Genomic DNA, 16661 nt, shown 5'->3' with positions numbered 1-16661 from the left:
ATGCTTGCATGGCGACGATACACGTACGCGATGTCCCGGAGGACACTCTTCGGACGCTGAAGACGAGAGCGGCGCAGAGCGGGCAGTCACTGCAGAACTACGTCTTGCAGTTGCTCACCGGCGAGGCGGCCATGCTGTCGCCGGCCGAGGCGGCGCGAGAAGCCCGCGCCATCGCGGCGCGCGGAGGCGTCACAGCGGATGACATTTCCGAGGCCATTCACGAGATGCGGCAGGCTCGCGGGTGAGCGTACTCGTCCTCGACACTTCCGCGGTCGTGGAGTTCCTCGTCGGCGGCGACGCCCTCGCTGACCGGGTGCGGGCCTACACCCTGCACCAACGACTGGCCGCACCTCACGCCGTCGATCTGGAATGCGCCTCGGTACTGCGTGGGCTCGTCCGGGGAGGGAAGCTCCCCGGACCCGAGGCGGAACGCGCGCTCGACCTCCTGCGCCGTATGCAGCTCAGGCGCTACGACCATGCGCCGCTGCTCCCTCGCATCTGGGGCCTGCGCCACAACATGTGGCCGTACGACGCTTCCTACGTGGCGCTCGCTGAAACACTGGGCGCCGAACTCGTCACCGTGGACGCCAAGTTCGCCGGAACACCGCACATCCGCTGCCGGGTGAACAACCTCCGGTTCAGCTGACCCCGCGACCTCGGCCCAGCGCCTCGTCCAGCAGCGCCGCCCACTGGGACACCACCCGTTCCCGGCGGGCCGTGTCGTCCGTGAGGAGGTTGGCGAGGCCCAGGCCTCGGGCCATGTCCAGGAGGCCCTGGACGGTTTCCCGGGTGCCGGGGCGGGACTCGTCCGCGCCGAGGAGGTCCACGGCGATGCGGTGGGTCTCGCGGCCTACGCGCAGTTCCAGTTCGGTCACGCGCGGGCGCAGTTGTTCCTCGTCGGAGGCGGCGACCCAGAGGTGGAGCGCCGCGCGGAAGAGGGGTCCGGTGTAGAGGTCCACGAGGGCGGCGACCACCGCGCGGCGGTCGCCGGCCGCGGCGCCGTCCGGGAAGAGGGCGCGCAGGGCGGTGGAGCGTTCCTCCGCGACGTACTCGACGGCGGCCGTGAACAGGTCCTCGCGGGTGGGGAAGTGATGCTGGGCGGCTCCCCGGGAGACTCCCGCGTGTTCGGCGACGACGGAGACCGTGGAGCCCGCCCAGCCGTGTTCGGCGAGGCAGGCCACGGCGGCCTCCAGGAGCCGCTGCCGGGTGGCCCGGCTGCGGTCCTGCTTGGGGACTCGTTCGGCACGGTCGGCCGTGCTCACACCACCCATTCCGGATCCCGTCGTTCGAGGAAGGCCGTCATTCCCTCGCGCGCGTGCGCGGAGGCGAAGAGGCGTGCCGAGAGCGCGGTCAGGTCGGCCGCGTCCCGGTCGAAGGTCTCCAGCACCATAGCCGTGAGCAGCCGTTTCGTCTCGGTCAGGGCTTCGGGGGCGGATCTGCGCAGCCCGTCGAGGATCGGCGCGAGGACCTCGTCCACGTCCTCGCCGGCGGCGGTGAGCAGCCCGATACGAGCCGCCTCGGCCGAGTCGAGACGCTCCCCGGTGAGGTAGTAGCGGGCCAGTGCGCGCGGATCGGTGCGGGGCAGCAGCGGCAGCGAGATGACGGCGGGCGCGACCCCGATCCGTACCTCGGTGAACGCGAACGTCGCCGCGTGGGAGGCGACGGCGATGTCACAGGCGGCGAGCAGGCCGAGGCCGCCCGCGCGGACGTGTCCGGTGACCCGCGCGACCACCGGTTTCGGCAGCTCCACGATCCCCCGCAGCAGACCCACCAGCGCCTCGGGGGCGGGCGGGTCGCGCAGGTCCGCGCCCGCGCTGAAGGTGTTGCCGGTGTGGGTGAGGACCACCGCGCGGACGCCGCTGTCCTTGCCGGCGTCGGTGAGCGCGTCGGCGAGTTCGCCGACGAGGGCGGCGGACAGGGCGTTGCGGCGCTCCGGGGCGTCGAGGGAGAGCGTTTCGACGCCCCGCGCGCGGCTGCGGCCGATCAGGGTCACGAGGGCTCCTTGTGCGCCGCGCGGAGTTCGCGGCGCAGGATCTTTCCGGAGGCGGCGCGCGGGACGCCGTCGATGAAGGTGACGTTCCGGACCCGCTTGTAGGGGGCGACGTGCTCGGCGACGTACATCATGATCTCGCCCGCGGAGAGCTCCGGTGCGGACGGCTGACGGACGACGTACGCGTGCGGGGCCTCGTTGCCGTCCTCGTTGTAGACGCCGATGACGGCGGCGTCGGCGACCCCGGGGTGGGTGAGGAGCAGTGCCTCGAGTTCGGCGGGGGCGACCTGGAAGCCCTTGTACTTGATGAGTTCCTTCACGCGGTCGACGACGAAGAGCCAGCCCGCCTCGTCGACGTGGCCGATGTCGCCGGTGTGCAGCCAGCCGGCCTCATCGATCATGGCGGCGGTGGCGTCGGGGCGGCCGAGGTAGCCCTTCATGACCTGGGGGCCGCGGATGAGGATCTCGCCGGACGCGCCGGGGCCGAGGTCCTGGCCGGGGTCGTCGAGGGAGACGATACGCATCTCGGTACCGGCGATCAGCTTGCCCACGGTCCCCGCGGGCGCCTGTGCCATGGCCTCCAGGGGGACGACGTGGGTGCCGGGCGACAGCTCCGTCATGCCGTACGCCTGCCCGACGGGCGGCAGTCCGAGCCGACGCGAGCAGGCGGCGGCGAGGGCCGCGTCCAGGGGTGCGGCGGCGCTGACGATGTACTTCAGCGACGACAGGTCGTACTGGGCGACCAACGGGTGCTTGGCGAGGGCCAGGACGATCGGCGGGGCGACGTACAGGCCGGTGATGCGGTGGTTCTGGATGGCCGCGAGGAACGTCTCCAGGTCGAAGCGCGGCAGGACGACCACGGTCGCGCCCTTCCGCAGGGGGGCGTTCATCAGGGCCGTCAGACCGTAGATGTGGAAGAACGGCAGCACCGCGAGGATGCGGTCGCCGGGGCCCGCCGTGATCAGCGGGTCGAGCTGCGCGAGGTTGGTGGCGATCTGGCGGTGGGTGAGCATCACCCCCTTGGGGATGCCGGTCGTACCGGAGGAGTACGGCAGCGCGGCCACGTCCTCGACGGGGTCGATGTCGACCACCGGCTCGGGCGCGGCACAGGCCAGCATGTCGATCAGGGAGCGGTGTCCGGGCGCGCTGTCGCAGACGAATATCTCCTCGACCCCGCCCGCCAGTTCGGCGGCCCTGCGCGCGGTCTCCAGCAGCGGTGACACGGTGACGATCCAGCGGGCCGCGCTGTCCTTCAGCTGCTTGCCGAACTCCTCGGCGGTCGCGAGCGGGTGCACGGTGGTGACGGAGGCACCCGCGCGGGTGGCTGCGTAGAAGGCGGTGGGGAAGGCGATCGTGTTGGGGCTGTGCAGGGCGAGCACGTCCCCCTTGCGCACACCGGCCTCGGCGAGGGCGGCGGCGACCCGCCGGTGGAACCGGTCCACCTGCTCGTAGGTGAGGGTGGTGCCGTCGGTGCCGTCGATCAGCGCCGGGGTGCCGCCGTACTCGGCGGCGCGGGCCAGTACGGCCTCGTGGATGGGGAGTTCGAGGGGCGGGACGTCTGCGTACTCGCTGCGGAACATGGTTCCTCCAAACGGCCGGGGCGGCTCGTGAGGGCCTAGTACGACTTGGGCAGGCCCAGGGTCTGGTGGGAGACGTAGTTGAGAATCATCTCCCTGCTGACCGGTGCGATACGAGACACGCGCGCGGCCGTTATCAGCCGGGCGAGTCCGAACTCGCGTGTGAGGCCGTTTCCGCCGAGGGTGTGCACGGCCTGGTCGACCGCCTTCACACAGGCCTCGCCGGCCGCGTACTTGGCCATGTTGGCTGCCTCGCCCGCGCCCACGTCGTCCCCGGCGTCGTACAGGTGGGCGGCCTTCTGCGTCATCAGGCGGGCGAGTTCGAGTTCGATGTGCGCCTGGGCGAGGGGGTGGGCGATCGCCTGGTGGGAGCCGATGGGGGCCTTCCACACCGTGCGCTCACGCGCGTACTCGACGGCGCGGGCGAGCGCGTAGCGGCCCATGCCGATCGCGAACGCGGCCGTCATGACGCGTTCGGGGTTGAGTCCGGCGAACAGTTGCAGCAGTCCGGCGTCCTCGTCGCCGACGAGCGCGTCGGCGGGCAGCCGTACGTCGTCCAGGGTGAGCTCGAACTGCTTCTCGGCGGAGTGGAGTTCCATGTCGATCCGCCGGCGCTCGAACCCCGGTGCGTCGCGCGGGACGATGAACAGGCAGGGCTTGAGGCGTCCGGTGCGGGCGTCCTCCGTGCGGCCGACGACGAGGGTGGCGTCGGCGATGTCGACACCGCTGACGAACACCTTGCGGCCGGTGAGGATCCAGTCGGTGCCGTCCCTGCGGGCGGTGGTGGTGATGCGGTGGCTGTTGGAGCCGGCGTCGGGTTCGGTGATACCGAAGGCCATCATGCGGCTGCCGTCGGCGAGGGCGGGGAGCCAGGCCCGCTTCTGCGTCTCGGTGCCGAAGCGGGAGATGACGGTGCCGCAGATCGCCGGGGAGACGATCATCATGAGAAGAGGGTTCCCCGCGGCGCCCATCTCTTCGAGGATCAGGGAGAGTTCGGTGATGCCGGCGCCGCCGCCGCCGTATGCCTCCGGCAGGTTGACGCCGATGTAGCCCAGCTTGGCGGCGTTCCTCCAGAACTCGGTGTTGTCGGTGTGGGGGGTGCTCTTCGCGAACGTGGCGACCGCCTCGCGGAGGGCCTTGTGTTCTTCTGATTCGATCACCGGCATGAGCGCTCCTAAGGGGGAGGGGCTTCAGATCGTCGGGAAGGGTGCGGGTTGTATGTGGTTTCTCGCGCTCGCGCGGCGGTAGCCGCATATCGGCACAGTCCCGCGCCCCTAAGGGGTCGCCTCCACGACCGCCAAGAGGGCACCGACCTCCACCTGCTGTCCTGTTACGGCGTGGAGGACGCTCAGCGTTCCCGTGACCGGGGCGGTGATCTTGTGTTGCATCTTCATCGCCTCCAGCCAGAGCAGGGGCTGGCCGGCCTCCACGGGCGTTCCCTCGGCCAGGTTCTCCGCGATACGGACGACGGTGCCCGGCATGGGGGCCAGGAGGGACCCCGGGGCGTGCTGGGTGGTGGGGGCGGGGAAGCGGGGGAGGGCGGTGAGGGCCGTGGCGCCCACGTACACGCGGTCGCCGTAGCGGCCGACCTCGTAGCGGTGGCGTACGCCGTCCACGTCCAGGATCACCAGCCCCGCGTCGGCGTGCACGACCAGCACACCGTCGGCCGCGAGGCCCTCGCGTGTGTGGCGGTAGCGGACCTCGTGTTCCTCGCCCGCCATCGCGTACCGCTTCGTCTGCGGCTGTGAGGGCAGGTTGCGCCAGCCGCCGAAGCGCGAGCGGCCGTACGCGTCGGCCAGGGCGGCCGCGAGCGGGGCGTGCGGGTCCGGGGCCGGGGTGGTGAGGGCGGGCAGGTGGCGGTCGTAGAAGCCGGTGTCCGTACGGGCTTGTGTGAACTCCTCGTGCCGCAGGGAGCGGACGAGGAGGTCCCGGTTGGTGACGGGACCGTGGATCACCGCGCGGTCGAGGGCGGACGCCAGCTTGCGGACCGCCTCCGCGCGAGTGGGCGCGTGGGCGACGACCTTGGCGAGCATGGGGTCGTAGTGGACGCCGATGGCGTCGCCGTCGGTGTAACCGGTGTCCAGGCGCACGGCGTCGGGCACGGCCAGGCGGTACAGACGGCCGGTCTGCGGGGCCCACTCCCGCGCGGGGTCCTCCGCGTAGAGGCGGGCCTCGACGGCGTGCCCACGCGCGGGCGGAGGGCCGGCCGGGAGGGCGTGCCCCTCGGCGACCCGGATCTGCTCGGCGACGAGATCGACCCCGAACACGGCCTCCGTCACCGGGTGTTCCACCTGGAGCCGGGTGTTCATCTCCAGGAAGTGCGCCCGCTCCCCCGCTACCAGGAACTCGACGGTCCCGGCGCCGACGTAGTCGACGGCACGCGCGGCGCGTACGGCGAGGGCGTGCAGTTCCTCGGTGAGACCCGCCGTCAGCCCCGGCGCCGGGGCCTCCTCGATCACCTTCTGGTGCCGGCGCTGGAGGGAACAGTCACGCGTGCCGAGCGCCCACACCGTGCCGTGGGTGTCGGCGAGCACCTGCACCTCGACATGCCGGCCGCCCTCGACATACGGCTCGGCGAACACCTCCCCGTCGCCGAAGGCGCTCGCGGCCTCGGCGCGGGCGGCGGCCAGTTCGGCGTCCAGGTCCGCGAGGCGCCGTACGACGCGCATCCCGCGTCCGCCGCCGCCCGCCGCCGCCTTCACCAGCACCGGCAGGTCGGCCTCGGTGACGTCGCGCAGGGGCTCGACGCCCATCAGTTCCTTGGCGCGCGTCTTGGACGCCATCGCCTCGATCGCCTCCGGGGGCGGCCCGATCCACACCAGGCCCGCGTCCTGGACGGCCCGCGCGAAGCCGGCGTTCTCGGAGAGGAAGCCGTAGCCGGGGTGCACGGCGTCCGCGCCGGCCGCGAGGGCGGCCTTCACGATCGGATCGCCGCGCAGATAGGTGTCGGCGGGCGCCGACCCCGGCAGGCGTACGGCGCTGTCGGCCACCCGCGTGTGGAGGGCGTTCTCGTCGGCGTCCGAGTGCACGGCGACGGTTCGGATTCCCAACTCACTGCAGGTGCGGGCGATCCGGCAGGCGATCTCGCCCCGGTTCGCGATCAGCAGGGAAGTGATCATCGGTCCCTCACATCCGGAAGACGCCGAAGCCACCGCGCGCGCCCTCGTAGGGCGCGGTGTGGACGGCCGACAGGCACAGGCCGAGGACGGTGCGGGTGTCGCGCGGGTCGATGACGCCGTCGTCGTACAGCCGCCCGGACAGGAACATCGGCAGGGACTCGGACTCGATCTGCTGTTCCACCATGGCGCGCAGCGCCGCGTCCGCCTCGTCGTCGTACGGCCGTCCCTTCGCCGCCGCCGACTGGCGGGCGACGATGGACAGCACGCCGGCGAGCTGCTGCGGGCCCATGACGGCGGACTTGGCGCTGGGCCAGGCGAAGAGGAAGCGCGGGTCGTAGGCGCGGCCGCACATGCCGTAGTGCCCGGCGCCGTAGGAGGCGCCCATGAGGACGGACAGGTGGGGGACCCTCGAGTTGCCGACCGCGTTGATCATCATCGCGCCGTGCTTGATGATGCCGCCCTGTTCGTACTCCTTGCCGACCATGTAGCCGGTGGTGTTGTGCAGGAACAGCAGCGGGATGTCCCGCTGGTTGGCGAGCTGGATGAACTGGGCGGCCTTCTGGGACTCCTCGCTGAAGAGGACCCCCCGGGCGTTGGCGAGGATGCCGACGGGATAGCCGTGGAGAGCCGCCCAGCCGGTGGTGAGGCTGGTGCCGTAGAGCGGTTTGAACTCGTCGAAGTCGGAGGAGTCGACGATCCGTGCGATGACCTCGCGCGGGTCGAAGGGGATCCTGAGGTCGCCCGGGACGATGCCGAGCAGCTCGTCCGCGTCGTACTTCGGCGGGGCGGCCGGACCCGGATCGCCGTACGCCTTGCGGTGGTTGAGGCGGGCGACAACCCGGCGGGCCTGGCGCAGGGCGTCCGGTTCGTCGACGGCGAAGTAGTCGGCGAGGCCCGACACGCGCGCGTGCATCTCGGCACCGCCGAGGGACTCGTCGTCGCTCTCCTCCCCGGTGGCCATCTTCACCAGCGGCGGCCCGCCGAGGAACACCTTCGCCCGCTCCTTGACCATGATCACGTGGTCGGACATGCCGGGGATGTACGCGCCCCCGGCGGTGGAGTTTCCGAAGACGACGGCGACGGTGGGGATGCCGGCCGCCGACAGCCGGGTGAGGTCCCGGAAGATCGCGCCGCCGGGGATGAAGATCTCCTTCTGGGAGGGCAGATCGGCGCCGCCTGACTCGACGAGGCTGATGCAGGGGAGCCGGTTGGCGAGCGCGATGTCGTTGGCGCGCAGCGCCTTCCTCAGGCTCCAGGGGTTGCTGGCGCCGCCGCGTACGGTCGGGTCGTTGGCGGTGATCAGGCACTCCACGCCCTCGACGACCCCGATGCCGGTGACGAGCGAGGCGCCCACGGTGTAGTCGCTGCCCCAGGCGGCGAGCGGGGACAGCTCCAGGAAGGGCGTGTCGGGGTCGAGGAGCAGCTCGACGCGCTCACGCGCGAGGAGTTTGCCGCGCCCCCGGTGCCGTTCGACGTACTTGTCGCCGCCGCCCGCGAGGGCCTTGGCGTGCTCGGCGTCGAGTGCGGTGAGCTTGGCGAGCATGGTGTCACGGTGCGCCCGGTACTCCGGGTCGGCCGTGTTCAGGGCGGACGCGAGGACCGTCACAGGAGGGCCTCCGGGATGTCGAGGTGCCGGGAGCGCAGCCATTCGCCGAGCGCCTTGGCCTGCGGATCGAAACGGGCCTGCGCGGCGACGCCCTCGCCGAGGATGCCCTCGACCAGGAAGTTGAGGGCGCGCAGGCGGGGCAGTACGTGCCGGGTGACGGGCAGGTCGCGGGCCTCCGGGATCAGCTCCCGGAACCGCTCGACGGTCAGCTCGTGCGCGAGCCACCGCCAGGCGTCGTCGGAACGGACCCAGACGCCGACGTTGGCGTTCCCGCCCTTGTCTCCGCTGCGGGCGCCGGCGACGAGGCCGAGAGGGGCTCTCGTCGTGGGTCCCGTGGGCAGCGGCTCGGGGAGCGGGGGTTCCGGTACGTCGGTGAGTACGGCGGTGTCATGGGGTGCGGCCACGGGGACACGGCGTCCGTCATGGAGGACGGCCACATGGTCGACGTCACCATGGGGGACGTACACATCCTCGAAGACTCCATAGGGGGAGCCCTTGCCCGGTGGCGCCATGACATGGAAGCCGGGGTAGCTCGCCAGGGCGAGTTCGACGGCGGCCCCGCTGAGCACCCGTCCGACCTTCTCCCGGTCCGGGTCCCGTACGACGAGCCGCAGCAGCGCGCTGGCGGTCTCCTCGGTGCCGGCGTCGGGCCGGTCGGTGCGGGCGAGTTCCCAACGGACCTCGGCGGGCGGTGACGTGGCGAGCGCTTCGCCCAGCTGCTCCTTCACGAGGCCGGCCTTGGCCTCGATGCCGAGCCCGGTGAGCACGAACACGACCTCGTTGCGGAACCCGCCGAGCCGGTTGAGTCCCGCCTTGAGCGTGGGCGGCGGGGCCTCTCCCCGCACCCCTTCGACACGCACCCGGTCGGGCCCGTCCTGCCGCAGCCGTACGGTGTCCAGCCGTGCGGTGACGTCCGGCCCCGCGTACCGGGCGCCGCCGGTCTCGTACAGCAGTTGCGCGGTGACGGTGCCGACGTCGACGAAGCCGCCGGTGCCGGGGTGCTTGGTGATGACGCTGCTGCCGTCGGCGTGGATCTCGGCGAGAGGGAAACCGGGCCGGCGGAGGTCGCCGGGAGGGCGCTCGCCGAAGAACGCGTAGTTCCCGCCGGTCGCCTGCGCCCCGCACTCCAGCAGGTGCCCGGCGACGACGGCTCCCGCGAGGCGGTCGTGGTCGGCGGGCGTCCAGCCGAAGTGGGCGGCGGCGGGCCCGGTGACGAGGGCCGCGTCGGTGACCCGCCCGGTGACGACGACGTCGGCCCCCGCGCGCAGGCACTCCGCGATGCCGAAGCCGCCGAGGTAGGCGTGGGCGGCGAGGCTGCCGGGGTACCGCGCGGTGAGGTCGTCGCCCTCGACATGGGCGACCCGTACGGGGATGCCGAGCCGTCCGGCGAGGGCGCGTACGGCGTCGGCGAGCCCGGCGGGGTTCAGCCCGCCGGCGTTGGTGACGATCCTGACGCCCCGCTCGTGCGCGAGCCCGAGGGTCTCCTCCAGTTGCCGCAGGAAGGTCCGGGCATACCCGGCCGCCGGGTCCTTCAGCCGGTCGCGGGCGAGGATGAGCATGGTCAGCTCGGCGAGGTAGTCGCCGGTGAGGACGTCGGTCTCGCCGCCGGTGAGCATCTCGCGCAGGGCGTCGAAGCGGTCTCCGTAGAAGCCGGAGAAGTTCCCGATGCGCAGGGTCACCGGGCGTCCCCCGCCGAGGGGCGTCCACCGCCGGGCGGCCCGGCGAAGGCCTGGGCGATGTCCAGCCAGCGGTCGGCGTCGGGGCCGTCGGCGGTGAGGGCGAGGTCCGCGCGGTGGGCGCGCTGGGTGACGAGGAGGCAGAAGTCGAGCGCGGGCCCGGTGACCCGCTGGGGCGCGTCCTCGGGACCGTACGCCCATGTCTCACCCCCCGGCCCGACGAGCTCGACCCGGAAGGGATCGGCCGGTGGTGTGAGCCCGTGCGCCCCGTAGGCGAAGTCCCGGGTCCGCACCCCGAGCCAGGCCACATGCCTGAGCCGGTCGCTGGGTGGCCTCATCACACCCATCGCGTCGGCCACGTCCTGTCCATGGGCCCAGGTCTCCATGAGACGGGCAGTGGCCATGGAGGCGGCGGACATGGGCGGCCCGTACCAGGGGAACCGCGCCCCGGCCGGAGCCTCCCGCAGTGCCTTCTCCAGCGCCGCACGCCCCTCCCGCCACCGCGCGAGCAGCTCGGCGGGGGCGGCCCGCGCGTACTCCTCGGCTCCCTCGTCGACGAACCTGTGCGGAGCGGCGAGGGCCCGCTCCACCAGCGCCCGGAACGCGTCGGCGTCGGTGACGGCGAGCAGCGCGGAGCGGTCGGTCCAGGCGAGGTGCCCGATCTGATGGGCCAGGGTCCAGCCGACGGCGGGTGTCGCCCGCTCCCACTGCTCCGTACCCAACCCGGCCACCAGCCGGTCGAGGTCGTCGCTCTCGGCACACAGGTCGTCGATGACACGCGTCGGGTCGGCCATGGGGGGAGCATGGCAGTGACCCCTAAAACAATCAAGCATGCTTGCTGGCTTTTTTTCGACGGGCGACAACTCGCCCACTTGCCCACAATATTAGGTCGTGCTAATTTTTCAGGTGTGGCCGAACCCTATGAGCTGCGCTTCTTCGAAGACGTGCTGGACTGGATCAAAACGCTCGCCAAGGAGGACCCGGACAGCCACCTCCACGTGATAGCCGCCCTGGAACGGCTCCAGGAAGTGGGCCCGGCGCTTCGGCGACCGACGGTCGGGGCGATCGAGAAAAGTCGCTACCGGAACATGCGGGAGTTACGTCCCCGCAACGGCGGGACGGTGAGCATCCGCATGCTGTTCGTCTTCGACCCCGAGCGGCGGGCCATCTTCCTGGTCGCGGGCAACAAGGCCGCCGGGCGCCAGTGGGCCGCCTGGTACCCCCGGGCGATCAAAGAGGCCGACGACAAGTTCACGGCATACCTTGAGGCGCTGGAACAGGAGAAGAGGAAAGGGCAGGGCAAATGAACCTTGGCTCCATGGACGACCTGACGGCCGACATCACCCCCGAGAAGCGTGAACGCATCGATGCCATCAAGGCGGAGATGGTCGATGCGGAGCGCGGACACGAGCTGGCCGCGCTTCGCAAGGCTCAAGGCTTCACCCAGGTCCAGGTCGCCAAGGCGATGGGCGTCACCCAGGGCCGGGTCAGTCAGATCGAGCGGGGGACCGCTCGCCTGGACACATCAACGATGGCGGCGTACCTGCACGCGATCGGCGGCGAGCTGACCATAACGGCCACTGTGGGAAACCTTTCGGTCCGGCTGTAGAGCGCGACGGATCACAGCCCGGCGCCGGCCTTCCCCCGCCCCACCTGCGTCCGCACCGCTCCCATGCTCGCCCCGATGACCAGGGCGATGGCCGCCGCCTGCAGGGCGGAGAGGGCCTGGTCGAGGATGAGGAAGCCGGCCGCGGCCGCGAGGGCGGGTTCCAGGCTCATCATGACGGCGAAGGTGGAGGCGGGCAGGCGGCGCAGGGCGAGGAGTTCGAGGGTGTACGGGAGTACGGAGGACAGCACCGCGACCGCCGCGCCCAGGGCGAAGGTCGTCGGGTCGAGGAGTTTCGTACCGGCCTCCACGACTCCCAGCGGCAGGAAGAGGACCGCCGAGACGGCCATGGCGAGGGCGAGCCCGTCCGCCTGCGGGAAGCGGCGCCCCGTACGGGCGCTGAAGACTATGTAGGCGGCCCACATGGCGCCGGCCCCCAGTGCGAAGACCACACCCAGCGGATCGAGGCCGCTGAAGCTCCCGCCGCCGAGGAGGAACACTCCGGCGAGGGCGAGTCCGGCCCACACCAGGTTGACCGCGCGCCGGGAGGCGAGGACGGACAGGACGAGCGGGCCGAGGACCTCCAGCGTGACGGCCAGGCCGAGCGGGATGCGGGCGACGGACTGGTAGAAGAGGCCGTTCATCGCGGCCATGGTGATCCCGAAGACGACCACCGTGCCCCAGTCGGTGCGCGAGTGTCCGCGCAGCCGGGGCCGGCACAGCACCATCAGGACGAGCGCGGCCACCAGCAGTCTCAGTGTCACGACCCCGAGCGCGCCGGCCCGCGGCATGAGGGTCACCGCCAGCGCCCCGCCGAACTGCACGGAGATCCCGCCGGCGAGCACCAGCCCGACCGGCCCCAGCGAGCCCCGCCCGTCGGGGGCGACGTGCCCCGTCCCGGGTGCGGTGGGGGACGGGGTGGCGGTGGCGGCGCTGGGCGTGGTCACGGGGCTTCCTGGGGACTCGGTGCGGGGCGGGGACTCCTGGCATCGTGCATCACAATGCACTGCCCAGTCCAGAGTACTAGCCTTCAGGGTGGGAAGGACAGGACCGTAACGCATCCATGTGCCTGACGATGGGCCCTCACCCCGCCCGGGTCAAACCGTTTCCGTCATACGGACCGTCCCGCTCGCGGGGTACGGGGAGCCGGCCGGCGGGTCGGGTAGTCGAGGTCCGGGACCTCGATGTCCAGTTCCCTCAGCCGGGCGGCCACCTCGGCCGGACTGCGGCCCGTGCGCGTCGCCACGGAGAGGATCCCGGCGGTGTCCACGGACCGCGGATCGTCCGGCATGACCTCCAGCAGAACCAGGTCGTCCACGCCGAGCGCGGACGGCACGTCGGCGGCGTGGCCGAGCAGCCGCAGCCGTTCCACGATCTGCCGCGGGTCCCGGCCGGTGATCCGCGCGGCACGCAGTACGTGCTTCCACGACGGGTCCGTCCCCCAGCGCAGCCACGGCCCCCGGGCGTCCAGGTTCTCGCTGAGCAGGACCATGTCCCCGTCCTCGAAACCGCCCGCGTCGGGCAGCTGCCGTTCCCCGTACCCGAGGGCCGCGCGGCGGGCGTTGACGTCCTGCGGGGTACGGCCGAGCACCTTCGCGAGGAGCAGTACGTGTCCCAGGCCCTCCGACCCCCAGGGCCAGGGCGCGCGGCCGTCACCGTTCGCGCTGCAGATCACCTCGTCGTCGGGGTGCGGTGCCACCTCCGGCGTGTAGCCGAGGGCGATCAGCCGCCGCGAGATGTCGTACGGGCTCACGTCCGCGGTGTGGGCGGCGCGCAGGATGTGGTGCGCGGGCACACCGGTCAGGGGGAGGAGGTCGCCGCCCGGCTTGGCACCCTCGCTGATCATGACGAGGTCCGCGGGGTGCGGTGTGTCCGGCAGCGCGTCCGGCACGTCGTGGAATCCGAGTGCGCGCAGCCGTCGTACGATCCCGGCCGGACCGATGCCCTCGGCGTGGGCCCGCCGCACCACGAACGGGACCGGGACGGCCTCGTCCGGTGCCAGCCAGCCGGTGTCGGTCGTGATCAGGTCGGCGTCGCCCTCGGTGACGGAGTCCGGCAGCGGGCCGTCCGGGAGGACGACGTCGGTGTAGCCCAGTTCGCGGTAGCGGACGGCGGCCTCCCGCGGGCCGGTGCCCGTGGCGGCCGCGGCCCGCACGAGGCGGCCGTAGGGGACGGTGTCGCCGAGGACGGGCGTGGCCCCGTCCCCGCGTTCGCTGATGAGCAGGAGGTCGTCGTCGGTGAGCTGCAGGTCGGGTATCGCGGGCAGCCGGGCGTAGCCGAGTTCCTTCAGCCGGGCCAGGACCGACGCGGTGCTCGCCCCCCGGGCATGCGCGTTGTGGAGGATGTGTCCGACGGGCACGGGCTGGGTCCGGGAGAGCCAGGTCCCGGCGCCGGCGAGGGTCCGGCCGCTGATGAGCGGGCGGTCGCTCTCCGTCGTCCGGGCGGGGAGTTCCTCCTCGGGGACGGTGAAGCCGAGTGTCCGCAGACGCCGCGCGATCTCGGCGGGCGCCTTCCCGGTCGCCGCGCCGACCGCGACGAGGTGGGGGAACGGGTCGGGGTCGTCCTGGGCGAGCCAGGTCCGTCCGCCGACGCCCCAGCCGTGCCCCAGGAGCTCGGTCTCCTCACCCGTCACCGAGTCGACCGTCGGCCCCTCGGGCAGCCGGTGGTGGCCGAGCCGGCCGAGGCGCGCGGCGACCTCGCCCGGGGCGCGGTCGTGGGCCTGGGCGAAGCGCAGGACGTGGTGGAGCGGTACGGGCTCGTCCCCGGCGGGCAGCCAGGGTGCCTGCCCGTCCAGTTCCCGGCTGACCAGCACCACGTCGTCGGCGGTGACGTCCGCCGCCCCGGGGTCGACCCGGTAGCCGAGCCGGCCGAGTCGCTCGCAGGCCGCCAGGATCGCCGACGCCACCTCCTGGGGCTTCTTCGGCATCCCGCGTTCGAGCGCCGCCAGGACGTGGACGAGCGGTACGGGGTCGTCGTCGGCGATCCAGCGCCCGCCGCCGCCTCCGTCCCGGCGTCGGACCAGGTCCCGGTCGGCGTCCGTGATCTCGTCCGGGAAGCTGCCGGGGTCGGGGGCCGGGAAGTCCAGTTCGGCGAGCCGGGCGGCGATCACGGCGGGCGGCAGCTCCAGGCGCCGGGCGACCGACAGGACGTGGCCCCTGAAGCTGTGGTCCTCGGGCGTGATCCAGGGCTGGAGGCCGTCGCCGTCACGGCTGATCATCATCGCGTCGTCGGCCGTGACGGAGGCCAGCTGCCCGGCCGGGGGAACCACGTACCCCAGCTCGGTGAGCCGGGCGGCGATCTCCTCGCGGTCGCCGCTTCGCCCCGCCGCGCGTATGAGGTGGCACAGCGTCACGGGTTCGGCGGGGTCCAGCCAGGGGGCCTGGTAGTTCAGTGCGCGGCTGACGATGCGCCGGTCGGTGTGGCTCAGGGAAGCGGGGTCGTTCGGCACGGTTGCCTTTCGGTGGGGAATCGGGAGGTTCACTCGGACACGGCGACGTAGCGGGTGTCGTCGTCCTCGTCCTCGTCGTCCTCGTCGCCGTGTCCGGTCAGGTCGACCCGTACGCCCGCCGGCTCGAGGGCGTCCCAGAGCCGCAGCATCATGGCGTCGCTCAGATAGTGGTGGTGCAGGTCGAGGAAGCGCAGATGGGTGAGCGGCTGCCCGCCCAGCAGGGCCTCGGCGCCCTCGTCACCGAGCACGCCCATGGACAGCCGGAGGGATTCGAGCCGGGCCACGACCGGGGCCTGCGCCACGGCGGCCGCTATCCCGTCCTGGAACTGGCTGTTCTGCAGCCCCAGATGGAGCAGTGAGGGCAGCCGCTCACCGGTGAGGAACGGCTGGATGTCCTCGAGCGTGGTGTCGCAGCCGTACCACTCGTCGCCCAGCCACAGCTCCAGATACTCGAGGTTCGGCAGCTCGGACGCGGCCACGTTGCGTGTGACCGAGGCGGGCAGCCCGCCGGTCTCGAAGCGCAGGGTGCGCAGACCCTCGTGGCGGATGACGGGGAACCCGAGGCCGTTGCCGCCGCGCACACCGAGTTCCCGCAGGCCGGGGTACGCCTCCAGGACGGGGGCGACGTCGCACTGCTCCATCCAGGAGAGCTCGCTCTCCTCGAAGTGCACGTCACCGAGGAACAGCGCCTGGAGACGGGGCAGCCGGTCGCGCAGCTCGACGAGCGCCTCGATCAGGGTCTCGCCCATCCCGTCCGACCCGAACCACGGGGCGCCGACGACGAGCGCGCGCACCTCCTCCAGCGGCACGGTCGCGACGAAGCGGTCCCAGTACACGTCCGTGCGCTCGTCGTCCTCCCGCAGGCCGACGCCGACGCGCCATGCCACGGAGGCGGGGTCGTCCGGCAGGGAGCGGGGCGAGGACGCCTGCGGGAAGGTCAGGACGGGAAGCCCGTGGAAACGGTCCAGATGGTCGACGGAACGGGGATGGCGGGGCACATCGGCCAGCAACTCCATTGAATTCCTTGCGTGTTGCGACGATTGAGGTGCGACCGTTCTAGCAGCAGCCGGTGACACCGGCGCGGTGCGCGACGCGGGCGGCCGGTGTCCCGGGCATCTCGGCGGGTACCGTTTTTCGGGCAGCTCCCCTACCCGCCCCACCACACCCCCCGAGGTCCCGTGCGACGACTCCTGGTCCGTCTCTGGCGGCTCCTGCGCCCTGTGCAGAGCCGCATCATGTGGTTGCTCCACGCCAAGTTCGTGGTGGGCGTGACCGGTGTGGTCCGCGACGACCAGGGCCGGGTCCTGCTCCTACGGCACCGGATGTGGCCACCCGGCCGTCAGTGGGGCCTGCCGAGCGGCTTCGCCCACAAGGGCGAGGACTTCCGGGCGACGGTGGTGCGCGAGGTCAAGGAGGAGACGAACCTCGACGTGGAGGTGGGCCGCCTGGTCATGCTGAACAGCGGCCTGCGCACCCGCATGGAGGTGGCCTACGAGGCCCGCCTGCTCGGCGGCGACCTCCGCCTCGACCCCTTCGAGATCCTGGAGGCCCGCTGGTGCCGGCCGGACGACCTCCCCGAGGGCGTCCAGCCGGTGTGCCACCCGCTGGTGCGGGGCGAGACGGCGCCCTGACGGGCGTC

At 72.2% G+C, this 16661-nt stretch carries 16 protein-coding genes; 5 read left to right on the top strand and 11 right to left on the bottom strand.

Features of this window, described 5'->3' with window-relative positions; translation table 11 throughout:
* Positions 1-8: 8 nt before the first annotated feature.
* The gene (locus ACGFR9_RS13640) at positions 9-245 is read left to right on the top strand and encodes a hypothetical protein (RefSeq protein WP_393206871.1); all 237 of its coding nucleotides are present in this window, start codon (positions 9-11) and stop codon (positions 243-245) included.
* Positions 242-646 carry a type II toxin-antitoxin system VapC family toxin gene (locus tag ACGFR9_RS13635; protein WP_393206868.1) on the top strand — a complete coding sequence of 135 codons (405 nt, stop codon included), beginning with the start codon at positions 242-244 and terminating at the stop codon, positions 644-646. Before ACGFR9_RS13640 ends, ACGFR9_RS13635 begins: the two co-directional genes overlap by 4 nt.
* On the opposite strand, the gene ACGFR9_RS13630 is transcribed toward ACGFR9_RS13635, so the two are convergent.
* The 8 genes from ACGFR9_RS13630 to ACGFR9_RS13595 form a co-directional block, all read right to left on the bottom strand.
* Entirely contained in the window at positions 639-1271 is a 633-nt protein-coding gene (locus ACGFR9_RS13630) for a TetR/AcrR family transcriptional regulator (RefSeq protein WP_393206865.1), read from the bottom strand. The genes ACGFR9_RS13635 and ACGFR9_RS13630 overlap by 8 nt on opposite strands.
* Positions 1259-1993 carry an enoyl-CoA hydratase family protein gene (locus ACGFR9_RS13625; RefSeq protein WP_393206862.1) on the bottom strand — a complete coding sequence of 245 codons (735 nt, stop codon included), beginning with the start codon at positions 1991-1993 and terminating at the stop codon, positions 1259-1261. The genes ACGFR9_RS13630 and ACGFR9_RS13625 overlap by 13 nt, the downstream gene beginning before the upstream one ends.
* Positions 1990-3570, bottom strand: a complete 1581-nt coding sequence (locus ACGFR9_RS13620; protein ID WP_393206860.1) for a 4-coumarate--CoA ligase family protein — start codon at positions 3568-3570, stop codon at positions 1990-1992. The genes ACGFR9_RS13625 and ACGFR9_RS13620 overlap by 4 nt, the downstream gene beginning before the upstream one ends.
* 35 nt (positions 3571-3605) lie before the next feature.
* On the bottom strand, positions 3606-4733 hold the full coding sequence (locus ACGFR9_RS13615; protein ID WP_393206857.1) for an acyl-CoA dehydrogenase family protein: 1128 nt from the start codon (positions 4731-4733) through the stop codon (positions 3606-3608).
* 108 nt (positions 4734-4841) lie between these two features.
* Positions 4842-6686 carry an acetyl/propionyl/methylcrotonyl-CoA carboxylase subunit alpha gene (locus ACGFR9_RS13610; protein ID WP_393206854.1) on the bottom strand — a complete coding sequence of 615 codons (1845 nt, stop codon included), beginning with the start codon at positions 6684-6686 and terminating at the stop codon, positions 4842-4844.
* Between the two features lie 7 nt (positions 6687-6693).
* Positions 6694-8292, bottom strand: coding sequence for an acyl-CoA carboxylase subunit beta (locus ACGFR9_RS13605; RefSeq protein WP_393206851.1), 1599 nt, complete (start codon positions 8290-8292; stop codon positions 6694-6696).
* Complete coding sequence (locus tag ACGFR9_RS13600; RefSeq protein WP_393206848.1) at positions 8289-9971, bottom strand: acyclic terpene utilization AtuA family protein; 1683 nt, start codon at positions 9969-9971, stop codon at positions 8289-8291. Before ACGFR9_RS13600 ends, ACGFR9_RS13605 begins: the two co-directional genes overlap by 4 nt.
* Entirely contained in the window at positions 9968-10762 is a 795-nt protein-coding gene (locus tag ACGFR9_RS13595) for a TIGR03084 family metal-binding protein (RefSeq protein ID WP_393206845.1), read from the bottom strand. Before ACGFR9_RS13595 ends, ACGFR9_RS13600 begins: the two co-directional genes overlap by 4 nt.
* 114 nt (positions 10763-10876) lie before the next feature.
* Between ACGFR9_RS13595 and ACGFR9_RS13590 the strand changes: the two genes are divergently transcribed.
* Positions 10877-11275: a type II toxin-antitoxin system RelE/ParE family toxin gene (locus ACGFR9_RS13590; RefSeq protein WP_393206842.1), complete on the top strand. Its 399-nt coding sequence runs from the start codon at positions 10877-10879 to the stop codon at positions 11273-11275.
* An 11-nt stretch (positions 11276-11286) separates the two neighbouring features.
* Positions 11287-11577, top strand: coding sequence for a helix-turn-helix domain-containing protein (locus tag ACGFR9_RS13585; RefSeq protein WP_393206839.1), 291 nt, complete (start codon positions 11287-11289; stop codon positions 11575-11577).
* 11 nt (positions 11578-11588) lie between these two features.
* Here the strand turns inward: ACGFR9_RS13585 and ACGFR9_RS13580 are convergent, their stop codons facing one another.
* The 3 genes from ACGFR9_RS13580 to ACGFR9_RS13570 all read right to left on the bottom strand — a co-directional run bounded on the left by ACGFR9_RS13580 (position 11589) and on the right by ACGFR9_RS13570 (position 16038).
* Positions 11589-12521, bottom strand: coding sequence for a DMT family transporter (locus ACGFR9_RS13580; protein WP_393206836.1), 933 nt, complete (start codon positions 12519-12521; stop codon positions 11589-11591).
* Between the two features lie 164 nt (positions 12522-12685).
* Positions 12686-15022, bottom strand: coding sequence for a hypothetical protein (locus ACGFR9_RS13575; RefSeq protein ID WP_393206833.1), 2337 nt, complete (start codon positions 15020-15022; stop codon positions 12686-12688).
* A gap of 29 nt (positions 15023-15051) precedes the next feature.
* Positions 15052-16038: an STM4015 family protein gene (locus tag ACGFR9_RS13570; protein WP_393206831.1), complete on the bottom strand. Its 987-nt coding sequence runs from the start codon at positions 16036-16038 to the stop codon at positions 15052-15054.
* 162 nt (positions 16039-16200) lie between these two features.
* Between ACGFR9_RS13570 and ACGFR9_RS13565 the strand changes: the two genes are divergently transcribed.
* On the top strand, positions 16201-16653 hold the full coding sequence (locus ACGFR9_RS13565; protein WP_393206828.1) for an NUDIX hydrolase: 453 nt from the start codon (positions 16201-16203) through the stop codon (positions 16651-16653).
* Positions 16654-16661 lie beyond the last annotated feature (8 nt).

This window comes from Streptomyces sp. NPDC048584 (genome assembly GCF_043199595.1).
GTDB classification, from domain to species: domain Bacteria; phylum Actinomycetota; class Actinomycetes; order Streptomycetales; family Streptomycetaceae; genus Streptomyces; species Streptomyces edwardsiae.
This window is presented reverse-complemented; position numbering and strand designations above follow the sequence as displayed.